17 protein-coding genes are annotated in these 20,827 nt (G+C 37.7%); 8 read left to right on the forward strand and 9 right to left on the reverse strand.

From position 1 onward, the window contains the following. Together ACP6PK_RS05280 and tnpA are read right to left on the reverse strand one after the other, a co-directional pair. A partial coding sequence (locus ACP6PK_RS05280; protein WP_426558390.1) for a hypothetical protein occupies positions 1 to 912 on the reverse strand: 912 nt, incomplete at its 3' end. A 267-nt stretch (positions 913 to 1,179) separates the two neighbouring features. After that, positions 1,180 to 1,593 carry an IS200/IS605 family transposase gene (gene tnpA / locus ACP6PK_RS05285; RefSeq protein ID WP_426558392.1) on the reverse strand — a complete coding sequence of 138 codons (414 nt, stop codon included), beginning with the start codon at positions 1,591 to 1,593 and terminating at the stop codon, positions 1,180 to 1,182. Positions 1,594 to 1,672: 79 nt separating this feature from the next. Between tnpA and ACP6PK_RS05290 the strand changes: the two genes are divergently transcribed. Continuing rightward, a complete protein-coding gene (locus ACP6PK_RS05290; protein ID WP_426558394.1) occupies positions 1,673 to 3,064 on the forward strand; it encodes an RNA-guided endonuclease InsQ/TnpB family protein in 1,392 nt (463 codons plus the stop codon). Positions 3,065 to 3,784: 720 nt separating this feature from the next. Here ACP6PK_RS05290 and ACP6PK_RS05295 read toward each other — a convergent pair. Further along, a complete protein-coding gene (locus tag ACP6PK_RS05295) occupies positions 3,785 to 4,708 on the reverse strand; it encodes an NAD(+) kinase (RefSeq protein ID WP_426558396.1) in 924 nt (307 codons plus the stop codon). Positions 4,709 to 5,045: 337 nt separating this feature from the next. Between ACP6PK_RS05295 and ACP6PK_RS05300 the strand changes: the two genes are divergently transcribed. Both ACP6PK_RS05300 and ACP6PK_RS05305 read left to right on the forward strand, forming a co-directional pair. Further along, on the forward strand, positions 5,046 to 5,558 hold the full coding sequence (locus ACP6PK_RS05300) for a putative quinol monooxygenase (protein WP_426558398.1): 513 nt from the start codon (positions 5,046 to 5,048) through the stop codon (positions 5,556 to 5,558). A 398-nt stretch (positions 5,559 to 5,956) separates the two neighbouring features. Further along, positions 5,957 to 6,538: a putative quinol monooxygenase gene (locus ACP6PK_RS05305; protein WP_094675525.1), complete on the forward strand. Its 582-nt coding sequence runs from the start codon at positions 5,957 to 5,959 to the stop codon at positions 6,536 to 6,538. 157 nt (positions 6,539 to 6,695) lie between these two features. Here the strand turns inward: ACP6PK_RS05305 and ACP6PK_RS05310 are convergent, their stop codons facing one another. The 3 genes from ACP6PK_RS05310 to ACP6PK_RS05320 form a co-directional block, all read right to left on the reverse strand. Further along, entirely contained in the window at positions 6,696 to 7,331 is a 636-nt protein-coding gene (locus ACP6PK_RS05310; RefSeq protein WP_426558400.1) for a cytochrome c oxidase subunit 3, read from the reverse strand. A 580-nt stretch (positions 7,332 to 7,911) separates the two neighbouring features. After that, positions 7,912 to 9,678, reverse strand: a complete 1,767-nt coding sequence (gene ctaD, locus ACP6PK_RS05315; RefSeq protein ID WP_426558402.1) for a cytochrome c oxidase subunit I — start codon at positions 9,676 to 9,678, stop codon at positions 7,912 to 7,914. A 245-nt stretch (positions 9,679 to 9,923) separates the two neighbouring features. Continuing rightward, a complete protein-coding gene (locus tag ACP6PK_RS05320; RefSeq protein WP_426558404.1) occupies positions 9,924 to 10,958 on the reverse strand; it encodes a cytochrome c oxidase subunit II in 1,035 nt (344 codons plus the stop codon). Between the two features lie 678 nt (positions 10,959 to 11,636). Here ACP6PK_RS05320 and ACP6PK_RS05325 point away from each other — a divergent pair. The 3 genes from ACP6PK_RS05325 to ACP6PK_RS05335 all read left to right on the forward strand — a co-directional run bounded on the left by ACP6PK_RS05325 (position 11,637) and on the right by ACP6PK_RS05335 (position 14,701). Next, a complete protein-coding gene (locus ACP6PK_RS05325; protein WP_426558406.1) occupies positions 11,637 to 12,551 on the forward strand; it encodes a COX15/CtaA family protein in 915 nt (304 codons plus the stop codon). A 535-nt stretch (positions 12,552 to 13,086) separates the two neighbouring features. After that, positions 13,087 to 14,073, forward strand: a complete 987-nt coding sequence (locus ACP6PK_RS05330) for a heme o synthase (protein ID WP_094675515.1) — start codon at positions 13,087 to 13,089, stop codon at positions 14,071 to 14,073. 460 nt (positions 14,074 to 14,533) lie between these two features. Next, the gene (locus ACP6PK_RS05335; RefSeq protein WP_426558408.1) at positions 14,534 to 14,701 is read left to right on the forward strand and encodes a hypothetical protein; all 168 of its coding nucleotides are present in this window, start codon (positions 14,534 to 14,536) and stop codon (positions 14,699 to 14,701) included. A gap of 602 nt (positions 14,702 to 15,303) precedes the next feature. On the opposite strand, the gene ACP6PK_RS05340 is transcribed toward ACP6PK_RS05335, so the two are convergent. The 3 genes from ACP6PK_RS05340 to ACP6PK_RS05350 all read right to left on the reverse strand — a co-directional run bounded on the left by ACP6PK_RS05340 (position 15,304) and on the right by ACP6PK_RS05350 (position 17,363). Next, complete coding sequence (locus ACP6PK_RS05340) at positions 15,304 to 15,510, reverse strand: hypothetical protein (RefSeq protein WP_094672398.1); 207 nt, start codon at positions 15,508 to 15,510, stop codon at positions 15,304 to 15,306. Positions 15,511 to 15,927: 417 nt separating this feature from the next. Beyond that, positions 15,928 to 16,479: a hypothetical protein gene (locus ACP6PK_RS05345; protein ID WP_426558410.1), complete on the reverse strand. Its 552-nt coding sequence runs from the start codon at positions 16,477 to 16,479 to the stop codon at positions 15,928 to 15,930. 260 nt (positions 16,480 to 16,739) lie between these two features. Further along, positions 16,740 to 17,363, reverse strand: a complete 624-nt coding sequence (locus ACP6PK_RS05350) for a TetR/AcrR family transcriptional regulator (RefSeq protein WP_426558412.1) — start codon at positions 17,361 to 17,363, stop codon at positions 16,740 to 16,742. A gap of 423 nt (positions 17,364 to 17,786) precedes the next feature. Here ACP6PK_RS05350 and ACP6PK_RS05355 point away from each other — a divergent pair, with 423 nt between their 5' ends. Next, positions 17,787 to 19,688, forward strand: a complete 1,902-nt coding sequence (locus tag ACP6PK_RS05355) for an HlyD family efflux transporter periplasmic adaptor subunit (protein WP_426558414.1) — start codon at positions 17,787 to 17,789, stop codon at positions 19,686 to 19,688. A gap of 416 nt (positions 19,689 to 20,104) precedes the next feature. After that, positions 20,105 to 20,827 (forward strand): tetratricopeptide repeat protein (locus ACP6PK_RS05360; protein WP_426558416.1); only part of this gene is annotated, 723 nt, incomplete at its 3' end.

Consider the following 20,827-nt stretch of genomic DNA (forward strand, 5'->3'; position numbering starts at 1 on the left):
ATCGATATAAATTATGTTGCGTTTCTCTAACTCTACCTGTAGATATTGTCGCCAAGAATCAGATTCATTCCCATAATAGTCAGAACGAATAGGCAAATAAACCACGACTAATCTACTATTTTTATCTCTATTTATTTCTGCTAACTCCTCAAATATTTTCATGGCTATAGCAGGAGTTTGAGCAACATATTGATTATCAGTTTCCAGCTTTCTCGGAAACAATATTTGCCATAGACCTAAAAATCTTAATTCCTGAATATATTTACTACCTTCTGTAATTTTTGGAACTAAAAAAGAACCTCTAGGTACAGGAAAATTATGATTAACTAACTCACCATTTTCTAAAGATAATAATGGTTTCCCATAACCTAGAGACTTGGCACGCTGCATCCGCACAAAATCATCAGTAATAAAAGCAAATATCTGAATATTATGGTCAAACTTACTACCATCACGTTTGTACCATAAATAAGCTTGGTCAACACCATATCCTCCTTGACCCATATTAATAGTTTGCAAAAGGTTATTTATAGATGTTAATAATTGACACCATGTTTGATCATTGCTAACTCCCCATCCCATTGTGAAAGAATCCCCAGAACAAATTATCCTAAATTTATTGGGGGGAATATTAATAGTAAAGTCTTCCTTATTTCTAAATGATTGAGAATTTGTCCGAAAATATATCCCCTCACCATACATATTTGGAATATCTACATTAGGAATATTCACCCATCCTAATAGTTCATCATATTGAGTGTGGCGTCTTTCACTTATCGGTCGAACTTTACTAATTTTATTAAACAGTAATAATATGCTAGATAGACCTTCAACCAAACTTAATATAGCTACTAATAAAAGCAGATTAATTAAACTGACTTTGATAATTTTTCTGCTTTGAATAAATCCCATATTATATCATATCCGGTTAAATAATTATAAGTAAAAAGGTAGGAGTCGGGAAAGGGAGCCGTTGCATTGGGGACCTACAGAATTCAGGAGAGAAGAAAAGAGAGAAATAAAGTATTAAGGAGGATAAAGTTTTATTATACCTAATTATCCGGACATGATATTACTCATAAATCTTGCAATCAGTCAGATAAGCTATTTCTCATTTAACTCCCCCGGCGGGAAGTCCCGCGCTCTCCCGGAGGGGAGCGTCGGGATGAAAGCCGGGCCTTATGTGTGTGGTTCGTCCTGATTTTCTATGTATTTCTTTAGGACTGAAATACTTACACCACCACAGCTAGCAATAAAATAAGATTCACTCCAAAATACAGCTTTGAAGTAAGCTTTATTGATTTGTACTGGAAACTCAGCTCTAAGTCTTCTACTACTTACAGATTTTAGATTAGTCACAAATTTAGGCAACTCAAGCTGTGGGTAGTATTGGAATAGCAAGTGTACATGGTCGGGTTCACCATTAAACTCTATTAGTTTGCAGTCCCATTTAGTGCATAGATTGTCTACTATTTCTCCTAATCGTTTGAGCATCTCCTGATTGATTACTTTTTTTCTATATTTCGTTACCAAGACTAAGTGAGCTTTCATGTCAGATAAGGCTCTACCACTAGATACAAAATCTTTTTTCATAATTATTTGGCTATAGCTGTTGACAATTATATATACAGTCATTATAATAACAGATGTATAGGAATAAGGTCGATTCTCTATGCTATTGAAATACAAGTACAAGCTAAAACCCCATAAGAGTCAAGCGGTTATTATTGCTAATTGGTTATCCATGGCTAGGAAGCAATACAATTACCGTTTAGCTGAACGGTTGAATTGGTTTGAAGCAACGCGCACACTCCTTAATGCTTGTCCTCTCAATGTCTCAGTAGTGCCTGTAGAACGGATTTATCAAAATATTCCCGAATTTAGAATACAAACGCGCGACGGTAGGAAAAAGGACAGCAATGGTAATCCGATAACCAAGAAAGGGGATCGACATCCAAATATAGCCAATGGTTATGTTTTGTGGGAAACTGTTCAACTAGCAGACTTAGCACAAACTAAAAAACTTTTCCCTGAATATAAGTCGCTCCACTCCCAGGTTTTACAAGATGTTATCCAAAGAGTACAAACAACAATGGATAACTTTACCAAGCCCGATCAAAAGGGTAAAACCAGTGGTAGACCTAAATTCAAAGGTCGGCATTATTACAATTCTTTCAGTTATCCTCAGTTATCAAATGCCCATATAGTTAAAAATGCCAACGGTCGTTTTTGTATAAATCTACCAAAGATTGGTTTAGTCCCTTTAGTCTACAATCGCCCAATACCAGTAGGATTCAAGGTTAAGACAGGTACAGTAATTCGTGAAGTTGACGGATGGTACATTAGCTTGACGATAGAAGATCAGGCTATACCTTGCGAGGTTGTAGAAATTCAACCCACCGAACAAAACTCAAAAGGTATTGATTTAGGACTGTTGCACTATGCTGTTACCAGTGATGGAGAATTTATAGAAGTTCCTAAATTTTTCAGGAAATCTGAACATCGTTTATCTAAACTTCAGGTGAGATTGGCTAACAAACAAAAATATTCACAGCCTTGGAATATCCTCAAACACAAAATAGCTAAACTCCATCAATTAGTTGCTAGACAACGCTTAGACTGGCAATTCAAACTTGCTTATCATTTGTTCAGTGATTGTCAGGTAATATTCCTGGAAAACCTACAGATAGCTTCTTTAGTTAGACGTTGCAAAGCCAAATTAGGAGATAATGGTCAGTTCTTACCCAATGGTCAATCGGCGAAGTCAGGACTGAATAAGTCTTTGCAAGATGCAGCTTTTGGTCAATTTATTCAGATTTTAGAGTATGTTGCCTGGAAACTTGGCAAAACAATTATTAAAGTAGACCCAAAAGGCACATCTCAACATTGTTGGGAATGCTTGAGAAAAGTCTCTAAAAGTTTATCAGAGCGTTGGCATTCATGTCCCAGATGTGGACAAGAATTAGATAGGGATTATAACTCAGCACTTCTAATACAAAAAATAGGATTGTTGTCAACACAGGAGGAGGACATCACTTCTGTTAAAACTGCGGCCAGGGCTTAATCTGGCTGAAGAATCCCGCGCTCTCCCGTAGGGGAGCGTCGGGAGTATGTCAAACTACTTACCGAATTATTAATTATTAATTCTGGTTTAAAGCCTCCCCTTGGATAGGGGAAAAAAGCGGTCGTTTGCGGAGCATTCCGTCAGGATGGGATGGCGTTTGCTAACGCAAAGCTCCGCTTTATATGTCGCGAAGCGTTAACGCGCGTTGTGCGGAACGCTAAACGCGTAATTAGGAGCATTCCGTAGGAAAGCGTCCCGGAGGGAACGGTCTCCCGCTCTGGAAGAGCCACTGCCTCTTCCAGAGGAGCTGCGCTAACGCTAACGTTAACGCCATATCCAATCGACCAAGAGAAGAAATAATATTTCCTTATCTTCAATTCCCGTGCGGTTTTAACCAGAGGTAATTATCAATTAATAAAAACATATTCGGTGATTAATGTGGTATTTTTGACAAAAAAATAAGCTCTCAAACTTTATCTTTTAAGGGGATAAAAAAAATAAGCTTCAGTATTTCAATCCTGATGCTTCAGAAGGAGGTACTAATAACTAATAACTAAAATGACGGAGTAAATATTTCGGTTGTCCTGCATTATAATGGTGAAGATATTATTTTTTTAATTTATTCCCACACTCCCCATCTCCCCATACTTCCCACACTCCCCATCTCCCCATCTCCCCATACTCCCCATCTCCCCATACTTCCCACACTCCCCCATCACCCTAACTACTCCGATGATAATTTTGATACTTAATTCTAGCACCAGCCCATTGTAGTTTTTCTCTGAGAGTCTGGAAAAATGAATAATTTTCCCGCAAAATAATAAACTTAGCTTGACAATCTGCCATACGCACATCTACCCTTTGTCCGGGCCAAATAGCAGTAGATAGGACTCCATCTGCCCAAAGTTTAGTAGTTAGATCCTGCTCCTGCAAAGGCCAGACGCTGACTATACAACGAGGAGGAAGTACAATAGGACGACTAGAAAGACTTAAAGGACAAATTGGAGTCACAGAAATAGAAGCCATACCCGCGTGCATAATTGGTCCATTAGCAGAAGCAGTATAGCAAGTCGAACCTGTGGGACTCGCAACAATTAATCCATCCCCTTGATATTGGTCTACTACCTCACCATCAACCTCTACTTCCAAAATAGAAGTAGGCATCCTGTCAGCAGAAGCAGGTTTAATACAAAATTCATTTAAGGCTAAAAAGCGATCGCTTGCAGGTTTGAGGTTTGAGCGATCGCCATCAAATACTGCTGACTGTAACATCATTCGCAGTTGTACGGCATAGCGGTCTTCAAACAACCTATCCCATACTTTTTCTGTATCCTTAAAATCTTCAAAATTCTCGGTCAAAAAGCCTAAATGTCCTCCAACATTGACTGCCAACATAGGAATACCTTCAGCTGCTAAATGTCTAGCAGCAGCTAATACAGTACCATCTCCCCCCAAAACCACTGCCAAGTCAATTTTCTGAGTGCTGGAGGCAAGAAAAACTGGATAAGGATTATCTTGTGCTCCACTTGGACCCATCAATACTTGACATCCTCTATGTTCCAATTGTCTAGCAGATTGTTCTGCATAATGCCGACTCACATCATCTCTGGCTTTATGAGCAATAATTACTCGTTTAATATCCATAGTTAATATTTTAGATTTTAGATATAAATTAGGATAATTCCTACATAAGTTGTCATTGTATAGCAATACCCAATATGGTTAGTCTTTCTGAAACACTTCTTTTTTCCTCTAACATCTAGATGTTTTGCTTGGATTTAGTATGGTTATAAAAAACTTTCTTTATTATTGGTAAGTATGATTACTAAAGTGAGTTTATTCTAATTATTATTGAAAAATTAATCAGTAGCCTACACAACTATCATACTGACAAAATATAGAAAAATTATTAATCTAATGGCGACTTGATATAAAATAGCTATAATTTTTATAGCCGTTGTCTACTATAATTTATCAACAAATGTTTTCTCACTCTAATAGTAGGTTCAAATTTTTAGGAAAATCTGCTTTGCTGTTGTTACTAATTGGTTCTATTTATGGATGTGAAAAATTTGTTTATCACAATACTAATGATAGTCCGAAAATAGCTTTAGCAAAAGTAGAGCAAAAAAATAAATTAATAGTACAAGTAATAGCACAAGATGGAAAGGGTACAGAGTTTTCTGGCTTACCAATTTTAGCATCTTCAAGATTTGAAATTATGCCGGATAAACGAGAGGAATTTATTAAATTAATTAATGATATTATTCCCAAAGTGAGAATGAATTCTGGCAATATTAGTTATAGTTTGTATGAAGAGATCAATAATCCTAATTCTTTCCTAATTTTTGAAGAATGGAAGAGTAAAAAATCTTTGCAGCAATTTATAGCGACTGATGCTCATAAAACAAAAGAACAGAAAATCATGGAAATATCTGTTAAGGAACCTAGCTTTAAGATTCATCACTTTCAAAGTATAGATTTTCAGCTTTAAACGTAGAATAAAGCTACAGATAATAGGCAATTAGGAGAAATATAACACTAAGTTTTTTGTACTAAAAAAACTATGTTTATTTTGCTAATCTTCTATAAAAATTAAATATTTAGTTTAATATATAGCAATCCTCTAATCGGTTGTAATATTTTGGTAGTAGTTAGGAGTTAGGCGTTGTAGAGGCGATTAGCGCAATTAGGAGCATGACCTACGAAATCGCCCGTACAAGAGTCATAATTTTCAAAGTTTTCAGGTTAAATTAACTATTATATTATAAAAACTGTCACAACCAATTTAGGATTACTATATTAATAGTGTCTAGAATGTTAGAGATAAATTTATCATAGTTTTATTATTGAAAAAACACTGTAAACAATAAAATAAGGGAGTAAATATATATGTTTAATTATCAAAAAATTGAGCGTAACCTACGTTTAGTATCAGCACAAAAATTAATAATTGGCGGATTAATTTTCGGATGCTTGCTTGGCTGTGAATCTCAGGTAGAAAATACCAATAGTAGTGAGAATTTATCATCAACACCAGTCTCAACTACAGAAACAACTGTCGCTAATAATAGTAATGAAAAACCAGTATTGGCAAACAAAAAAAATAAACTAAAAAACAGTCAAGTAAGTCAAGCTCCCAAACAACCTCGAACAGAATTCATGGGATTACCTGTGGCACTATCATCAAGATTTGTTGTTAAACCAGAGAAACGAGAAGAATTTATCAAACTAGCTACAGAAGCTACTAAACAAACAAGAAATGAACCTGGTAATCTTAGTTATAATGTTTATGAAGAAACCACTTATCCCAATTCATTTATATTTTTTGAAGAGTGGAAAAGTAGAGGCTCCCTTGATAAGCACTTAGCAACTCCTTATGCGAAAAGTATAGTAGAGAAATTTAGTGAATTAGTAGAAGGTGAACCTAGTTTGAGAGTTTATTATATTGAGCGAACAGAATTCCGACGTTGATAAATAAAGAAGGTAGAGGAAAGAAAAGGGGAGAAGGGAGAAAATTTTTTTATACTGAATTAAGCATACATGAAAAAAAATGTAGGGATGTTTTATAGAACATCCCTACAAAGGTTTTAGCAAAAGTTGATATAATTTATCGACAGAAATATCTGGATTAAAATTGAGTCAAAATATAAAGTAAAGTGAACAAAACAATCCAGATAATATCAACAAAGTGCCAATAAATTTCTGCCATCTCAATACCAACGTGCTTTTCTTCGTTGTAATGACCAGCACGACGAGAACGCCATAACACACCAAGAATTAGCAATACACCAACAAAAACGTGGAGACCGTGGAAACCAGTCATCACATAAAAACAGTTGGAAAAGACATTAGTAGTCAGACCATAACCCAAAGTCATGTACTCATAAACCTGACCACCTAAGAAAATGATACCCATGATTGCTGTAACTAAATACCATAAGCGCATTCCTGAGATATCATTCTTTTTAATTGCAGTATCGCCCTTGTGAATCACAAAACTACTAGAAACCAGAATAATAGTGTTAATTGTCGGCAATAATAACTCTACCTCTGTTTCTTCAGGAGGCCAAACTCCTGCATTTGCTCGATAAATTAAATAAGCAGCAAATAACCCTGCAAACATCAAAGACTCAGAAGCGAGAAATGTTAATAATCCGAAAACTCTTAAATCCTGATGTTCTTCGTGATGACCTGCTTCTACTGATGCCGAATGAACTGAAGTATCAACTAAATTATTAGTTGTCTCAATTGTTGAACCTTGCATAATCTCCTGTACCTAGATAAACAAAATTGATTTTTGAAGTTGGATAGTTGAGTCAAGTAGGGTGCGTATTTACGGCCTAAATTCCGACTATAAAAGGGATTTAGCAATCTGTCGGAACTTATCATTTTAGGTGTTTCGGTCTACTATTACGGTGCGTTACGCTTGGCTTTTTCCTGACGGAATGCTCCGCATTCATGTCGGCTCTTAGCCGAAACATATTGCGCAGCAAAACGCACCCTACTGGCGTGACACACCTTAAATGGTGGATATAGATGTAGGTTGGGTTGAGGGACGTTTGCAGAGCATTTCCAACGGAAAAACCCAACAAGAATCTTTCTCCTGTACAGACATTGCATGCAACGTCTCTACCCTACTCTCCTACTCCCTAATGCACAGTTTTAGCTGTGTCGGTCCACTAATGGCGTAACACACCTAAAATGTTGCAATAGTAGGGGCGGGTTTCCCGTTTCAATTTATGAGTTTTCACATTTGATTAGATAAACCTGCCCCCAATGATCTAAAGCACTATTACTACTCTGTAAGGACATTGCATCCAACGTCCCTACCTATTCCCTCTTTTCTAATTGTCCCCTGGAGGATTCTGAGAATCACCAGAACCACTATATAAGGATGAAGAATCAGCTTCAGACACAGGTACACCTGTTTCCTTAACCTTGGAACTTGGTTGAGAAATCAGCTTGAACCGCTCTCGAATACCAAGAGTTTTCTTCGAGCCAAAATCATAAGGACCATAAGTAACTACTGGCAATACTTCCCAGTTTTCAATGATGGGAGGTGAGCTAGTAGTCCACTCCAAAGATAAACCACCCCAAGGATTATCGCCAGCTTTTGGCCCATACATCCAACTCCAAATCATGTTGATGAAGAATGGAATTACGGATAAACCAAGGATAATTGACCCATAAGTACAGATATGGTTGATAGATTCAAACTTAGGGTCATACATGGCAATACGACGTGGCATTCCCTGTAAACCTAATTCGTGCATAGGTAGGAATGTCATGTTGGTACCAATGAAGGTGAGGACAAAATGAATCCGACCCCAGGTTTCGTTGTACATCCGACCTGTAATTTTGGGGAACCAATGATACATACCTGCATACAAACCAAACACTGACCCACCAAATAGAACGTAATGGAAGTGAGCTACTACATAGTAACTATCATGGACGTGAACATCAAAGGGAGCTGTTCCCATAGTTACGCCACTGAGTCCACCCATGACGAACATTGCTAATAAACCAATGGCAAAAAGCATTCCACTGGTAAAACGAATTTTTCCGCCCCAGAGAGTAGCTACCCAACTAAAGATTTTGACTCCGGTAGGAACTGCCACAATTAGAGTAGAAATAGTGAAGAACATCCGCATCCAAGGAGGAGTTCCACTGGTGAACATATGGTGTACCCATACGAACAAACCTACTAAACAAATAGCGAGACTGGAGTAAGCGATCGCTTTATAACCAAATATTGGTTTACGAGCATGAACAGGTATTACTTCTGAGAGAATGCCGAATATTGGCAGAATCATCAGATAAACTGCGGGGTGAGAATAGAACCAAAATAAGTGCTGGTAGATGACCACATCACCGCCCATCTCTGGTCGAAAGAAGCCGGTGCCAAAATTGATGTCAAATAATAACATTACCAAAGCTGCTGCTAAAACAGGAGTGGAGCAGAGAGCTAAAACGGAGGTAGCGAGAATTGCCCAGCAAAATAGGGGAAGTTGATCCCATTTCATGCTAGGAACTTTCATTTTCAGGATAGTGGTGATAAAGTTCAACGAACCCAGAATTGAGGAGGTTCCCACTAACACAATACTGAGAATCCATAAAGATTGTCCCGCGTTATTGGTGATAATGCTGAGTGGGGGATATGCTGTCCAACCACTTTGCGCTCCTCCCAAAGCTATACTTGCAATTAATAATGCTCCAGCAGGAGGGTTGAGCCAGAAGGCAATGGCGTTCAGGTTTGGAAACGCCATGTCTCTTGCTCCCACCATTAGGGGAACGAGATAGTTACCGAAACCACCGATAGCAGCAGGCACGATCCACAGGAAAATCATTATCGTGCCGTGGTTTGTTAGGAAAGAGTTATAGACATTTGGGTCGAGAACGTCTGGGTCTGGTGTATAGAGTTCAGCTCTTAGACCCATTGCCATTAGACCACCGAGCAGATAAAAGAAGAAGGCAGTAACTAGATATTGAATGCCAATTACCTTATGGTCTATGTTATAGCCGAAGTAGTGATACCACTTCCAAGCTTTCGGATGTGATTTTTCCGGTTGTGATTCTTGAGTATCTAAAGGAATTTGTGTTTGTGTCATTTCAGTTATCGGTGTAGGGACGTTGCATGCAACGTCTAGTAGTGACAGTTTCCGTTCCGGAATGCTCCGCAAACGCGAACTGTCAGTACATCAGTTATCAGTACCTCTGAGTTCAGAACGTAGGGGTTTTGTCTCCAAACCCCTACAAAACTTGGAGTTTTACCAATACTGATGGTAGAATTTTCTTCTCCAAAGTCAAGGGATTTGATTTGATTTATTGTTCTACCAAATCCTAGAACGTTTTTTTAATGATAAGCTGGATGAATTTGATTTAATGTTTCAGAATCAATTCCCATCTCCTGAGAGTAGGGTGTAAGATATTCCGACTCTGATAAATCAGCAGTATTTACTGCTACAGCTTGATTCAATTCTGGTTTTTGAGCAAAAGTATTTTCTGCTATCCAAGCTTCATATTCTTCTTGGGTTTCAACAACAACAGTTGTTCTCATTGCTCCGTGGTAAGCACCACAAAGTTCAGCACAATAAACTGGATATACTCCTGTTTGACTAGCTGTAAAACGTAATTGGGTATCTTTACCAGGAATTGCATCTTGCTTCAGACGGAAAGCAGGTATCCAGAAAGCATGAATTACATCATTAGCAGAAAGGTTGATTTGGATATCCTTGTTTACAGGAATATGTAATTCTCCTGCCATGACACCACTATCGGCATAGTTCATCAACCAACCATATTGAACACCGGTGATGTCAACTACCACATCTGCTGGTTTTCCTCCTTCTTCAGGAGTTGCTCCCAAACCATATTTGTTAGCCACTTTTTCAGCTACTTCTGTTGATTCCATTCCTTCAGCATCTGCAATCATAGGAGCAGCAATAGCAGCCCCAGGCATTTTCGCCACTTGCTGGTGAGATGAGGAATGATGATGGCTCATCATCATTGTACCACTTGGATCGAATCCACCCATCTGTCTGTATACATCTACACTATAGATGCCAAGACCAATAACAATTATAGATGGAATCGCAGTCCAAAATATTTCTAATGGTAAATTTTCTCTAAAGCTAGCACCATCCCCATCATCTCCTTTGCGCTGACGAAATTTAATTACGCAAAAGACAATTGTGCCTTCTACTACTAGAAATAGACCTGCTGCTATAGTAAACATTACATCAAAAAATCTATCAACCAGAGGCGCTTGTTCGGAAGCTTGCTCTGGCAGAAGACCATGATGTTGACCTGCCCATACGCTAATTATGGCGATTACTATACCAACTACTAAAGTTATTATTGAGACTGGTACTTTTTCTTTTTCTTCCATTTTACTTAGGTTATTTTGTTGTTCTAGTGAACTTAACCAAACTTATCCAAATCTCAGGTTTTAGTTTTGGATACTGCTTTGATATTTCCCAGAAAATCAGGTTCTCGCAGTCTATAAGTTATTTTCTCCACAAACTTAAAATTTGTATGTGGAAACTCTGTCTACTTAACTTGGTTTAATTAGGTTCAAAACTTCACTATTTTTAGTTTCAGTTGTTAACCATAACCTAGGTAGAAGAGTCTGTGACTTGTTGTCATACTCAACTACTTAGCTTAAACTAACCATCTACCTATAACTAGATATAATTGTTACTTTTTAGGAAGATTTTAGGTTCTCTCCATTTTATCTATAATTTCTCTAGGCAAAGTTTATTTTATTTTAACTATTGCACTGAAAAACTACCCCACACTTTGGCTCAAAAAAGTTAAAATTAAATTGTGTACTCTTAAAGTTCATATTTTACTGGTTTGAAAAAGGAGAAAAAGTTAAAAATAAACTTTTTTGGAAATTGGTAACATATACAGCAATAAACTGTGAAGAAACATTAAAATCAGAAAACTTTCTAAAGCTCTACAATTATAGAAATACTATCCTTTATAGTAACAAAAATCATTCACCTTTCTCTCTTTGTCAATACTTAGTATTTCGTTAAATTAGTAACAATAAAATGTAAAATTTATGGCCAACTCTGTTTTAAATAACAATGAAATTATTTACTCTCAGTCTCCAGCACGGGAACGCATTCGTGGTTTAGTATGGAAACTATGTGTAGCCACCCTAATATTGATGGCTATTGGTAGTGCTACCAGAGTGATGAATGCAGGTTTAGCTTGTCCTGACTGGCCGTTGTGTTATGGTAAGTTAGTACCAATGGCACAAATGAACCTACAGGTATTTTTAGAATGGTTCCATAGATTAGATGCAAGTTTAATCGGTTTTGGGGCGATCGCTCTGATGGGTTTATCATGGTGGCACAGACAGGAACTACCTAGTTGGCTACCCTGGGCATCCACTTTTGCTTTAGGTCTCATAGTTTTCCAAGGTGTACTTGGTGGGTTAACAGTAACACAACTATTACGTTTTGATATTGTGACTGCTCATCTGGGTACGGCTTTACTTTACTTTATGACTTTATTGGTCATGGGTATGTCAATGATTCCATACAAAGGTACTGGGAACGTTGGTAAATTACCTTGGGTGGGATTAACTGCTGCTATTTTCGTCTATTTACAAAGTTTAATGGGTGCATTAGTTGCTTCTCAGTGGGCACTGCATCAATGCTTTGGTATTGCCGAACTTTGTACAGTAATGAATAGTCACATTTTTGGTGTTGTGCCTCCGACTTTAACAACATTAACATTAGTAGTAATGGCGTGGCGCACCTCTGCCTTACATCCGCTGCTGCGAAAGTTAGCAAACTGGTCTGGTTTATTAGTATTAGCTCAAATTGGTTTGGGGGTTATGACATTCCGGTTACGTCTGCAAATTGAGCTATTAACTGTATCTCACCAAGCTATAGGAGCAGCATTACTAGGAACTTTAGTAGCTTTTACTGTGATTGCTTTACGCGATCGCCAAGTTGCAAAAGCTTAATTGTTAATCTAGATACAGTAATATACCCCTCTTTTGTGAGTTATTAGATTAGAAACCTTAGCTATCTGCAGAAGTAATCTAAAGATGACCTGTTATAAGAAACGGGGTTTATTGGAGTTCAATGGTAGGGACGTTGCATGCAACGTCCGTACAAGAGCATTTAATACAAACCCGGTTTCTATGCTTTTTTACACCGATACTACCGGAAATCAGACTTGATATAACCTAGATGCGTAGTGCTATACAAGTAACTAAACTTTTCAAACTGGCTAACATCAAAAATTAACTGGCACTAATATCCGTTTTTATATTGCTTAGGACTAATGCAAAAAAACCTAACCTCCGAATGCGCTTCCTATCCCCCCTTACCCCCCTTTGAAAGGGGGGGAGGATCTAAGAGGGAGTATGGCTCCCCTCTCTTTGCAGGAGAGGGGTCGGGGGAGAGGTTTAAGCAACCAAAAAATTTACCCACAATTTTAGCCTAGACACGCTAGTAATAACCAGTTTCAACAGAAAATTAACAAATTAAGAATCCATGCAAGAAGTTATTTCACATAGTCTTCCACGACGTCACGACAATATTCTACAAGTAATTAAAAGCTATTATCAACTCACAAAACCCCGCATTATTCTGCTGCTATTGATAACAACTGCAGCCGGAATGTGGTTGGGTGCAAAAGGAGAAGTTTCTCCCCTTCTGTTATTCATTACATTAGTTGGTGGAACTTTAGCTTCAGGTGCAGCTAATACTATCAACTGTATCTACGACAGCGATATTGACTATATTATGGAGCGTACTCGCTGGCGTCCTATTCCATCTGGGAGAGTTCAACCCCGTCATGCTCTGATTTTTGCATTGACTCTGGCAGCTATATCATTTACTTTGCTGACAGTTTTTGCTAATTTACTAGCTGCACTGTTGGCAATGTCTGGAATAGTTTTTTATGTTGCTATTTACACTCACTGGTTAAAACGTCACAGTGTTCAAAATATTGTCATTGGTGGTGCTGCTGGTGCTATTCCTCCATTGGTAGGTTGGGCTGCTGTTACAGGAGAATTAAGTTGGGCAGCTTGGTTACTGTTTGCCATAATTGTTGTCTGGACTCCTCCTCATTTTTGGGCATTAGCAATTTATATTCGTGATGAATATAAGGAAGTGGGTGTACCAATGTTACCTGTAATTGAAGGAAATGAGGAAACAGCTAGACAGATTTGGGTTTACACTCTGATTTTGATTCCGATGACACTATTGCTAGTTTATCCATTGCATACAAGTGGAGCAGTTTATGGAGTATTAGCAACTTACCTTGGTGCAATTTTTATTAAGAAAGCTTGGGAGTTGTTGAAGGAGCCTGATAATAAAGATGTGGCGCGATCGCTCTTTAAGTATTCCATTTATTACATGATGTTGTTGTGTTTAGTAATGGTAATTGATAGTTTACCTTTTACTCATGGAATTACTACTGCTTTAGTGGATAATTTGCAAACCTTTGTTGGTGGTGTAATGGCAATGTTATCTTAGTTACTATTGTCCAATAGTTAGACAATATAATTTTGTTTTAGGTGGGCTTTTGCCTGCCTTTTTGTTTGACAATTTGTAGTTTGATAAATATCAATAATTAGGTTATAATATTAAATTTAGTTCTCAGAACAACCTGATTATTTTATTTTGGGTATTTATTCTGCCACACTTCCCTTTTATAGAAAAATTAACCAAGCTTGTGTATAAGCTAAGAATCATTTAGATTTTATATTGCCTGTTGCCTATTACCTTTAACAAAAATTGAATATATACTTGTTTAAATGCTAAATAGCTTATCACTTGAGGAGTTTAGATTATGCATACTTTACTATATTCAAGACTATTAACATTTATGTTTGGAGTCTCAGGTTCCCAGTCTTCTATAGAACTGGTTGAACAATACAGAAAAACTATAGAGAGATTACATAATAATACATAGTATGTTGCTAGTACCATCCTGATGCAGTCAATTCTAACAGCTATCTTAGCAGAAGCAGCTTACAATTTAGTTGTTCGTTCTTGGTTACAAAGATTCTGTATTAAACTATGGATGAAAAGCAGAAATCTTACTCCTATTACACAGAGGATGATTGTTTTTCAAAGTTCGATAGGGACAGGTAATAACTAAAATCTTTATTCTCTTCCCTATCAACAGTTATGTGGTCAAATTGCCAATGCTTTACGGAATCCACTTGAGTCTGGAGAGGGTGATTTATTAGAGATATTTGTTTCCGAGAAATCTGTAGCACGAGAAGATTTAGAAAGATTAAAAAATCAAAAATTTATCAAAAAGTGAAATCACCTCAAACTTAAGCAATAGAGTAACAGAAATAATAGTCTCAAATTGTGAATCAAATTCATGTTCGGAATTGAATGATGAGACCGAATTTCAAAGTTGTATTCAAAATCAATTAGCTACGACTTTGATAGCTTTGGATAATATTGATAATTTGCCCATTGGATGGAATTTTTCACAACCACTAAAAGAACAGTTTACACCCTTGAATTTTTCTCATCAGGACTTACGCAAAGACACTATATATAGCCCATGGTAAATAGAGCGATATAGCTGCCGCTAGGCTCCGCCAACGCTTCCAAAAAACTTATAGCGATCGCCTAGCCTTGCTAATTCTAAACAGTCTATAAAAACTCAAATAACAATCATTTTAATTGACGGATATTTGAGTTCAGATACGCTTATATTCTGATAATAATTGATGTTTCATTTGATCAATATTTTTCCCCGTATGGATTTGCCATTTTTTTCAAATAATTCCAGACTAACATGGCACAAGCAATATGATTTTTTTGAATTTCTGCCCGACGACATTGGCAAAATCCTACCCCTGTTAGTTGTTTAATTTCTCTGTGAAACTCTTCAATTTTCCATCTAGTTTGAATCTCAAATTCAAGATCATCCGTACTATTATTACTCATGTCATTAGTAACAATATATTCTGCTGAAGTTGGTAGAAACAGTTGCCCAGAATAGCTTGACTTTTTTATCCCTGGGAAAACCTTTGATCTTAACTATTTTACCTGATATTTCTTCTGATTCATTCCAGCTTAATTCAGCAATATTTTTATATTTTTCTATACCCCCAGTGTCATCTACGCGCGCGATTACTTTTTAGTGGGCAATAATAAACTTTTCCTAAATTATCTATCAATGCCATTAGTCTTTAACCAACATCAGCCATTCTGCACCATCCAAACCAGAAAGCTTAAAATCTGCTCAACAGGCGGCAACGGATAATCTGTTAAATCAATACACATCTCCAGAAAAGAGGGAGTAGGGAGCAGGGAGCAGGGATAAGGGAGAAATAATTGATAATTTCTCCTCTATAATTGATTTTATTTTTTATTATCGGAGAAGTCTATTGTGACAGTTTGTTCTTCTAGTTTCAGAAATCGCCAAACTATACCACTTGTGACTGTACCATAGATAGTTGAAATTGGTTGTTGTTTCTGTTGATTAAACCGTTGAGCTGCTACCATTTCTGCTAAACATTGTCCAAGTGCTGGTTTCAGGTCTTCTTTTTTCGCTTCCACTAAAACTACTACAGGCGCTTTAATATACAATTGTTCTGGAGAATGACTAATGAGAAAATCAACATATTCAGTTAGATCGACTTCTGGTTGTACGGCAAACTCTTCACCGGAAAAAACACTAATTTTTCCTTTGAGCTGACGTTTGACTTCTAATAATACTGGATTAATAATGCCTTCGGAACGAGCTTTTTCACTACCGACAGCGATCGCCCAAGGTACTGTTTCTTTAAGAGTATCTTGGAGTAAAGCAGTAGGATTAATTTGCGGAACTTCTGGCACAAAGCGATCTCCTTCAATAATAGTCAGTTGAAAATCTTCTACAGCTTTGCTGAGGGTAAATTTACTATATGGCATAATTGGAGTAGTGGAGTAGGGGAGTAGGGGAGTGAGGGAGTGGGGGAGTGGGGGAGTATAGATGGAATTATAGACATAATAGTAATCAGGAATAAACCTCTCCAAAAATTAAAAATAAAATCAATTCTTATCTATAAATTATCAATTAATTTTCACTATTCTCTATTCCCTCTTTTCTGGAAATGTCTAATGATTTATGAGATATGTAAGAACAATTGAGATGAATCAAAATCCTTTTATATTCTAAATTCTGAATTCTATTAAGCACTAATTCCATGACTTACAAAAGTTACCAGACGCTGCACAAGTTTATCAATATCTTCAACTGAATTATCTCCACTTAATATTTCTGATTGCTCCATTTGATTCAATGTGCGCACTAGCATCGCAACTACTAAATCAAGTTTCCATTTTAATTCTGTGGGAGATTGATGGGGTAGCACTTTTGTCAGTATATATAGAAATCTTTGTTGACTGTTTCTAAATTCTTGTTCTGCTAGTTTCTGAACTGGGTAGGGTTCAGCACGACAACGCCCCATAAATTGTGCATGAATCCGATATTCCTCCGATCCCTGTTGAATCATCTGTAGGGGAGGGGCGAGAAAAGCTGTGAAAATTTCTGGTACTGAAGGGAGGTTGTCTGACTCTTCTAGAATAGTCAGTTCTCGTAGTTGCTCTTCGACGATGGGTTCTGCTACTCGTCGGACTACTGCACTAAATAGTTCTTCTTTTGAACCAAAATGATAATGAATGGCCGCTAAGTTCACGTCGGCTTCCCGAATTATGGCCCTTAGTGAAGTTCCTGCAAAGCCTAAAGAGGCAAACAGTTTCTCGGCAGCATTGAGAATTTGCTCCTTTGTATCAATAGTTGAGTTTTTACCCATTCAATCCTGTGTTTGTTTTCCAGAATATGCAGCTTTATTTGATTTAATCATCAATTAGCTGCCCTTGCAATTATTTTAAACGTATGTTTTAATTTTAATATATCAAACGACTGTTTTAAAAATCCACTTTTATTTTATGTTAAGCCAAAATTGGCCATCTATAGGTAAAGTAGGGGCTAATGGCCATTAGCCCCTACATTATTGCTCTGACTAAATTTGAGAGGTGTGAGAATGTCCGCGCTCGTAATGGCGACTGCTATATAGTTAAGTTAGAGAGTGTTTATTAAATAAATATTAAATCTTGAAAAATCCCTGGCTAATAGCAAATTTAGGGGTTTAGTCACCAAACCCAGGAAACAGGACTTAGTATATTTCAGCCCTTTTTTAGATTTACTTGACAAATAATCTTTAGAGCAAAAACCAATGACAGACAACAAATTGTTAGACTCTAAATCTGATGAAACAAATGGTAAAGTGACAATTTTAACTGATGAGATAGAAACTTTACCAATTCAATCTGAGACTGCCAACTTCAAACCAAAAGGCAAAGAAAAGAAATTAATTGGGGTTAGCCTCCTGGTAATTATTTTGGCAATAGCTTTTGGTAGTCTAAAATTTCTCCAGAATCAAAAGATTTCTGCCAAACCAACCTCAGAAAGTTCTCTTCCCAATATCCTTTCTGTTCAAGCTATCCCCATAAAATTAGTGAACTCCTACTCAGTTTCTCAAAGTTATACAGGAATTGTAGAAGCTAAACGGACTAGCGAACTTGGTTTTGAACAATCTGGTTTACTTCAATCTATATATATAGAAGAAGGAGAAAAAGTAACCAAAGGACAAGCGATCGCTCAACTGGACACTAGCCAAACAAAAGCCCAACGAGCAGTATTAACAGCGCAGAAAGAAAGAGCGATCGCCAACCTCAGAGAATTGCAAAGGGGACCGAGGGTAGAAGTTATTGCAGCGACTCGCGCATCATTAGCTCAAGAACAAGCCAAATTACAAGAATTGCAAAGGGGACCGAGGATAGAAGTTATTGCAGCGACTCGCGCATCATTAGCTCAAGAACAAGCCAAATTACAAGAACTGCAAAGAGGAGCAAGGGTAGAAGTTATTGCAGCGACTCGTGCATCCCTAGCTCAAGAACAAGCAAGATTACAAGAATTGCAAACAGGACCCCGCACCGAAGATATTGAAGCAGCTCGTTCGGCACTATTAGACTTAGAGGAACAAGTAGAATTAGCGGAAATTCGAGAAAAAAGACGTGAAGGACTTTATAAAGAGGGAGCAATTTCTCTAGAACAACTTGATGAAGCTGCCACTGAGACTGATACTCTGAATGCTAGACTTGAGAGAGCGCAGAGTGAATTAGAAAAGCTACAGACAGGAACTCGTTCGGAACAAATAGAAGCTCAAAAAGCTAGAGTTCGTCAGGTACAAAGTCAGTTAGATGAACTTATTGCTGGTACTCGCATCGAACAGATAGAAGCGCAACGAGCTAGAGTGCGTCAGGTGGAAAGTCAATTAGACGAACTTATTGCCGGAACTCGCATCGAACAGATAGAAGCGCAACGAGCTAGAGTGCGTCAGGTGGAAAGTCAATTAGACGAACTTATTGCTGGAACTCGCATCGAACAGATAGAAGCTCAAAAAGCAGAAGTTAAACGTTTCGAGGCACAAATTTCTGAAATTGATGTTGTTCTGGGAAAGAGTATTCTTTATGCTCCTTTTTCTGGGACTGTTTCTGTGCGTAATTTAGATGAGGGAGTAGTGGTTAATGCTGGCCAGAGTGTTGTGCGTTTTGTTGAGGGTGGCGACAGAAAAGTTCGGGTTGGGGTGCCGCCAACTCAAGCTAGTCGTTTGAGAATAGGTAGTCTCGAGGAAGTAAGGGTGGGAGAGAGAACTTATAGTGCAAAAGTTTTGTCGATTTTACCAGAAGTAGATTCTACGACTCGGACTCAAAGTGTAATTTTGGCACTATCGCAAGCTGTTGCTCCGGGTACTGTTGTTCGTTTGGAACTTAATGAGATTGAAAGTATGGAGGGATATTGGTTGCCAACTTCTGCTTTGGTTTGGGGAGAGCGGGGGTTGTTAGCTTGTTTTGCTCTGGTTTCTCCCGATAAGTCAGATTTGGATTTACCTTTGGGAACTTATCAGACTGAAAAAAGAATGGTTGAGGTTTTGCATACGGAGGGAGACAGGAGTCTGGTGCGGGGAGTATTGCAACCAGGAGATTTGGTTGTGACAACTGGAACTAATCAATTAGCTCCTCGGCAGTTAGTGAAGTCTGTAGGGGTGATTCGCGAATCACCCCTACAGAAGTGAGAAGTAATTCTTGAGTAAGTAGCTACTTTGTAGGTTGGGTTGACATACGGAAACCCAACAAAAAGTTCAGGACTTACCCATAACCACCATATTTTGTAGGGGCAAATGCCATTTGCCCCCTAAAGATAGCGTATTATTTACAGCGCTTTTGAGATTGATAAACCACACAGTCAGAACCAAAGCCCTGTCAGGGCGAATGCCATTGGCCCCTACTTTGGGCAATGACTAATATTCAAGAAGCTATAGAACTTTACCTTGAACCTATTGAAGATGAATTTCCTATTTCGGCAGGGGCGATCGTCAAGGAATTATTATTATGAGTAAAGTTCCCAATCTTCCCTACACGCAAATTATTAATGTCCTCCATTTAGTCAAACCTCAATTGCATATCTTCTCTAAAACCAGAAATATAATAAATGAAAATTTATAGTTGTGGGGTAAAGGTGAAATTTATGGTTTCTCCAATGCGATGGTTGTCTATTCTCAGTATTAATAGTCTGATGTTATTTAATGTCAGTTTTCCTGTATTAATGTTGCCAAGTATTGTGAATAAGGGAGAAATTCTTGCTCAAAGCAACCCTGATGCTGAGGCAGGAAGATTATTGAAGGAGGGATTAGAACTAAAGAAGCAAGGTACAGCAGAATCTCTCAGTCAAGCTATTGCTGAATGGGAAGAGGCACTATTACTATTTAGGAAAACGGGTAATTTAGGAGGGGAAGCAGTTACACTTGTTGGTATTAGCCGTATCTACTCTAGCTTAGGAGAAAAACAAAAAGCTCTCAATTACTACCAGCAAGCATTACCTCTAGTTCAGCAAGTAGGGGATAAAAGAATGGAAGCTACCACTCTCAATAATATTGGCCTTGTCTACAGTGACTTAGGAGAAAAACAAAAAGCACTCAATTATTACAATCAAGCTTTACCTCTACTTCAGCAACTAGGCGATCGAGGAGGGGAAGCAACCACTCTCAATAATATTGGCAGTGTCTACGATGACTTAGGAGAAAAACAAAAAGCACTCAATTTCTACAATCAAGCTTTACCTCTACTTGAGCAAATAGGCGATCGCCGTGGGGAAGCAACCACTCTCATAAGTATTGGCAGTGTCTACTCTAGCTTAGGAGAAAAACAAAAAGCT

Source organism: Dapis hubbardiae BLCC-M172 (assembly GCF_050016015.1).
Classification (GTDB): domain Bacteria; phylum Cyanobacteriota; class Cyanobacteriia; order Cyanobacteriales; family Microcoleaceae; genus Trichodesmium.

Bases quoted from the DNA above. Each gene is read 5' to 3' on its own strand.
- tnpA (WP_426558392.1), bottom strand. From the start codon at position 1,593: ATGAAAAAAGATTTTGTATCTAGTGGTAGAGCCTTATCTGACATGAAA.
- ACP6PK_RS05290 (WP_426558394.1), top strand. From the start codon at position 1,673: ATGCTATTGAAATACAAGTACAAGCTAAAACCCCATAAGAGTCAAGCG.
- ACP6PK_RS05295 (WP_426558396.1), bottom strand. From the start codon at position 4,708: ATGGATATTAAACGAGTAATTATTGCTCATAAAGCCAGAGATGATGTG.
- ACP6PK_RS05300 (WP_426558398.1), top strand. From the start codon at position 5,046: ATGTTTTCTCACTCTAATAGTAGGTTCAAATTTTTAGGAAAATCTGCT.
- ACP6PK_RS05305 (WP_094675525.1), top strand. From the start codon at position 5,957: ATGTTTAATTATCAAAAAATTGAGCGTAACCTACGTTTAGTATCAGCA.
- ACP6PK_RS05310 (WP_426558400.1), bottom strand. From the start codon at position 7,331: ATGCAAGGTTCAACAATTGAGACAACTAATAATTTAGTTGATACTTCA.
- ctaD (WP_426558402.1), bottom strand. From the start codon at position 9,678: ATGACACAAACACAAATTCCTTTAGATACTCAAGAATCACAACCGGAA.
- ACP6PK_RS05320 (WP_426558404.1), bottom strand. From the start codon at position 10,958: ATGGAAGAAAAAGAAAAAGTACCAGTCTCAATAATAACTTTAGTAGTT.
- ACP6PK_RS05325 (WP_426558406.1), top strand. From the start codon at position 11,637: ATGGCCAACTCTGTTTTAAATAACAATGAAATTATTTACTCTCAGTCT.
- ACP6PK_RS05330 (WP_094675515.1), top strand. From the start codon at position 13,087: ATGCAAGAAGTTATTTCACATAGTCTTCCACGACGTCACGACAATATT.
- ACP6PK_RS05335 (WP_426558408.1), top strand. From the start codon at position 14,534: ATGCAGTCAATTCTAACAGCTATCTTAGCAGAAGCAGCTTACAATTTA.
- ACP6PK_RS05340 (WP_094672398.1), bottom strand. From the start codon at position 15,510: ATGAGTAATAATAGTACGGATGATCTTGAATTTGAGATTCAAACTAGA.
- ACP6PK_RS05345 (WP_426558410.1), bottom strand. From the start codon at position 16,479: ATGCCATATAGTAAATTTACCCTCAGCAAAGCTGTAGAAGATTTTCAA.
- ACP6PK_RS05350 (WP_426558412.1), bottom strand. From the start codon at position 17,363: ATGGGTAAAAACTCAACTATTGATACAAAGGAGCAAATTCTCAATGCT.
- ACP6PK_RS05355 (WP_426558414.1), top strand. From the start codon at position 17,787: ATGACAGACAACAAATTGTTAGACTCTAAATCTGATGAAACAAATGGT.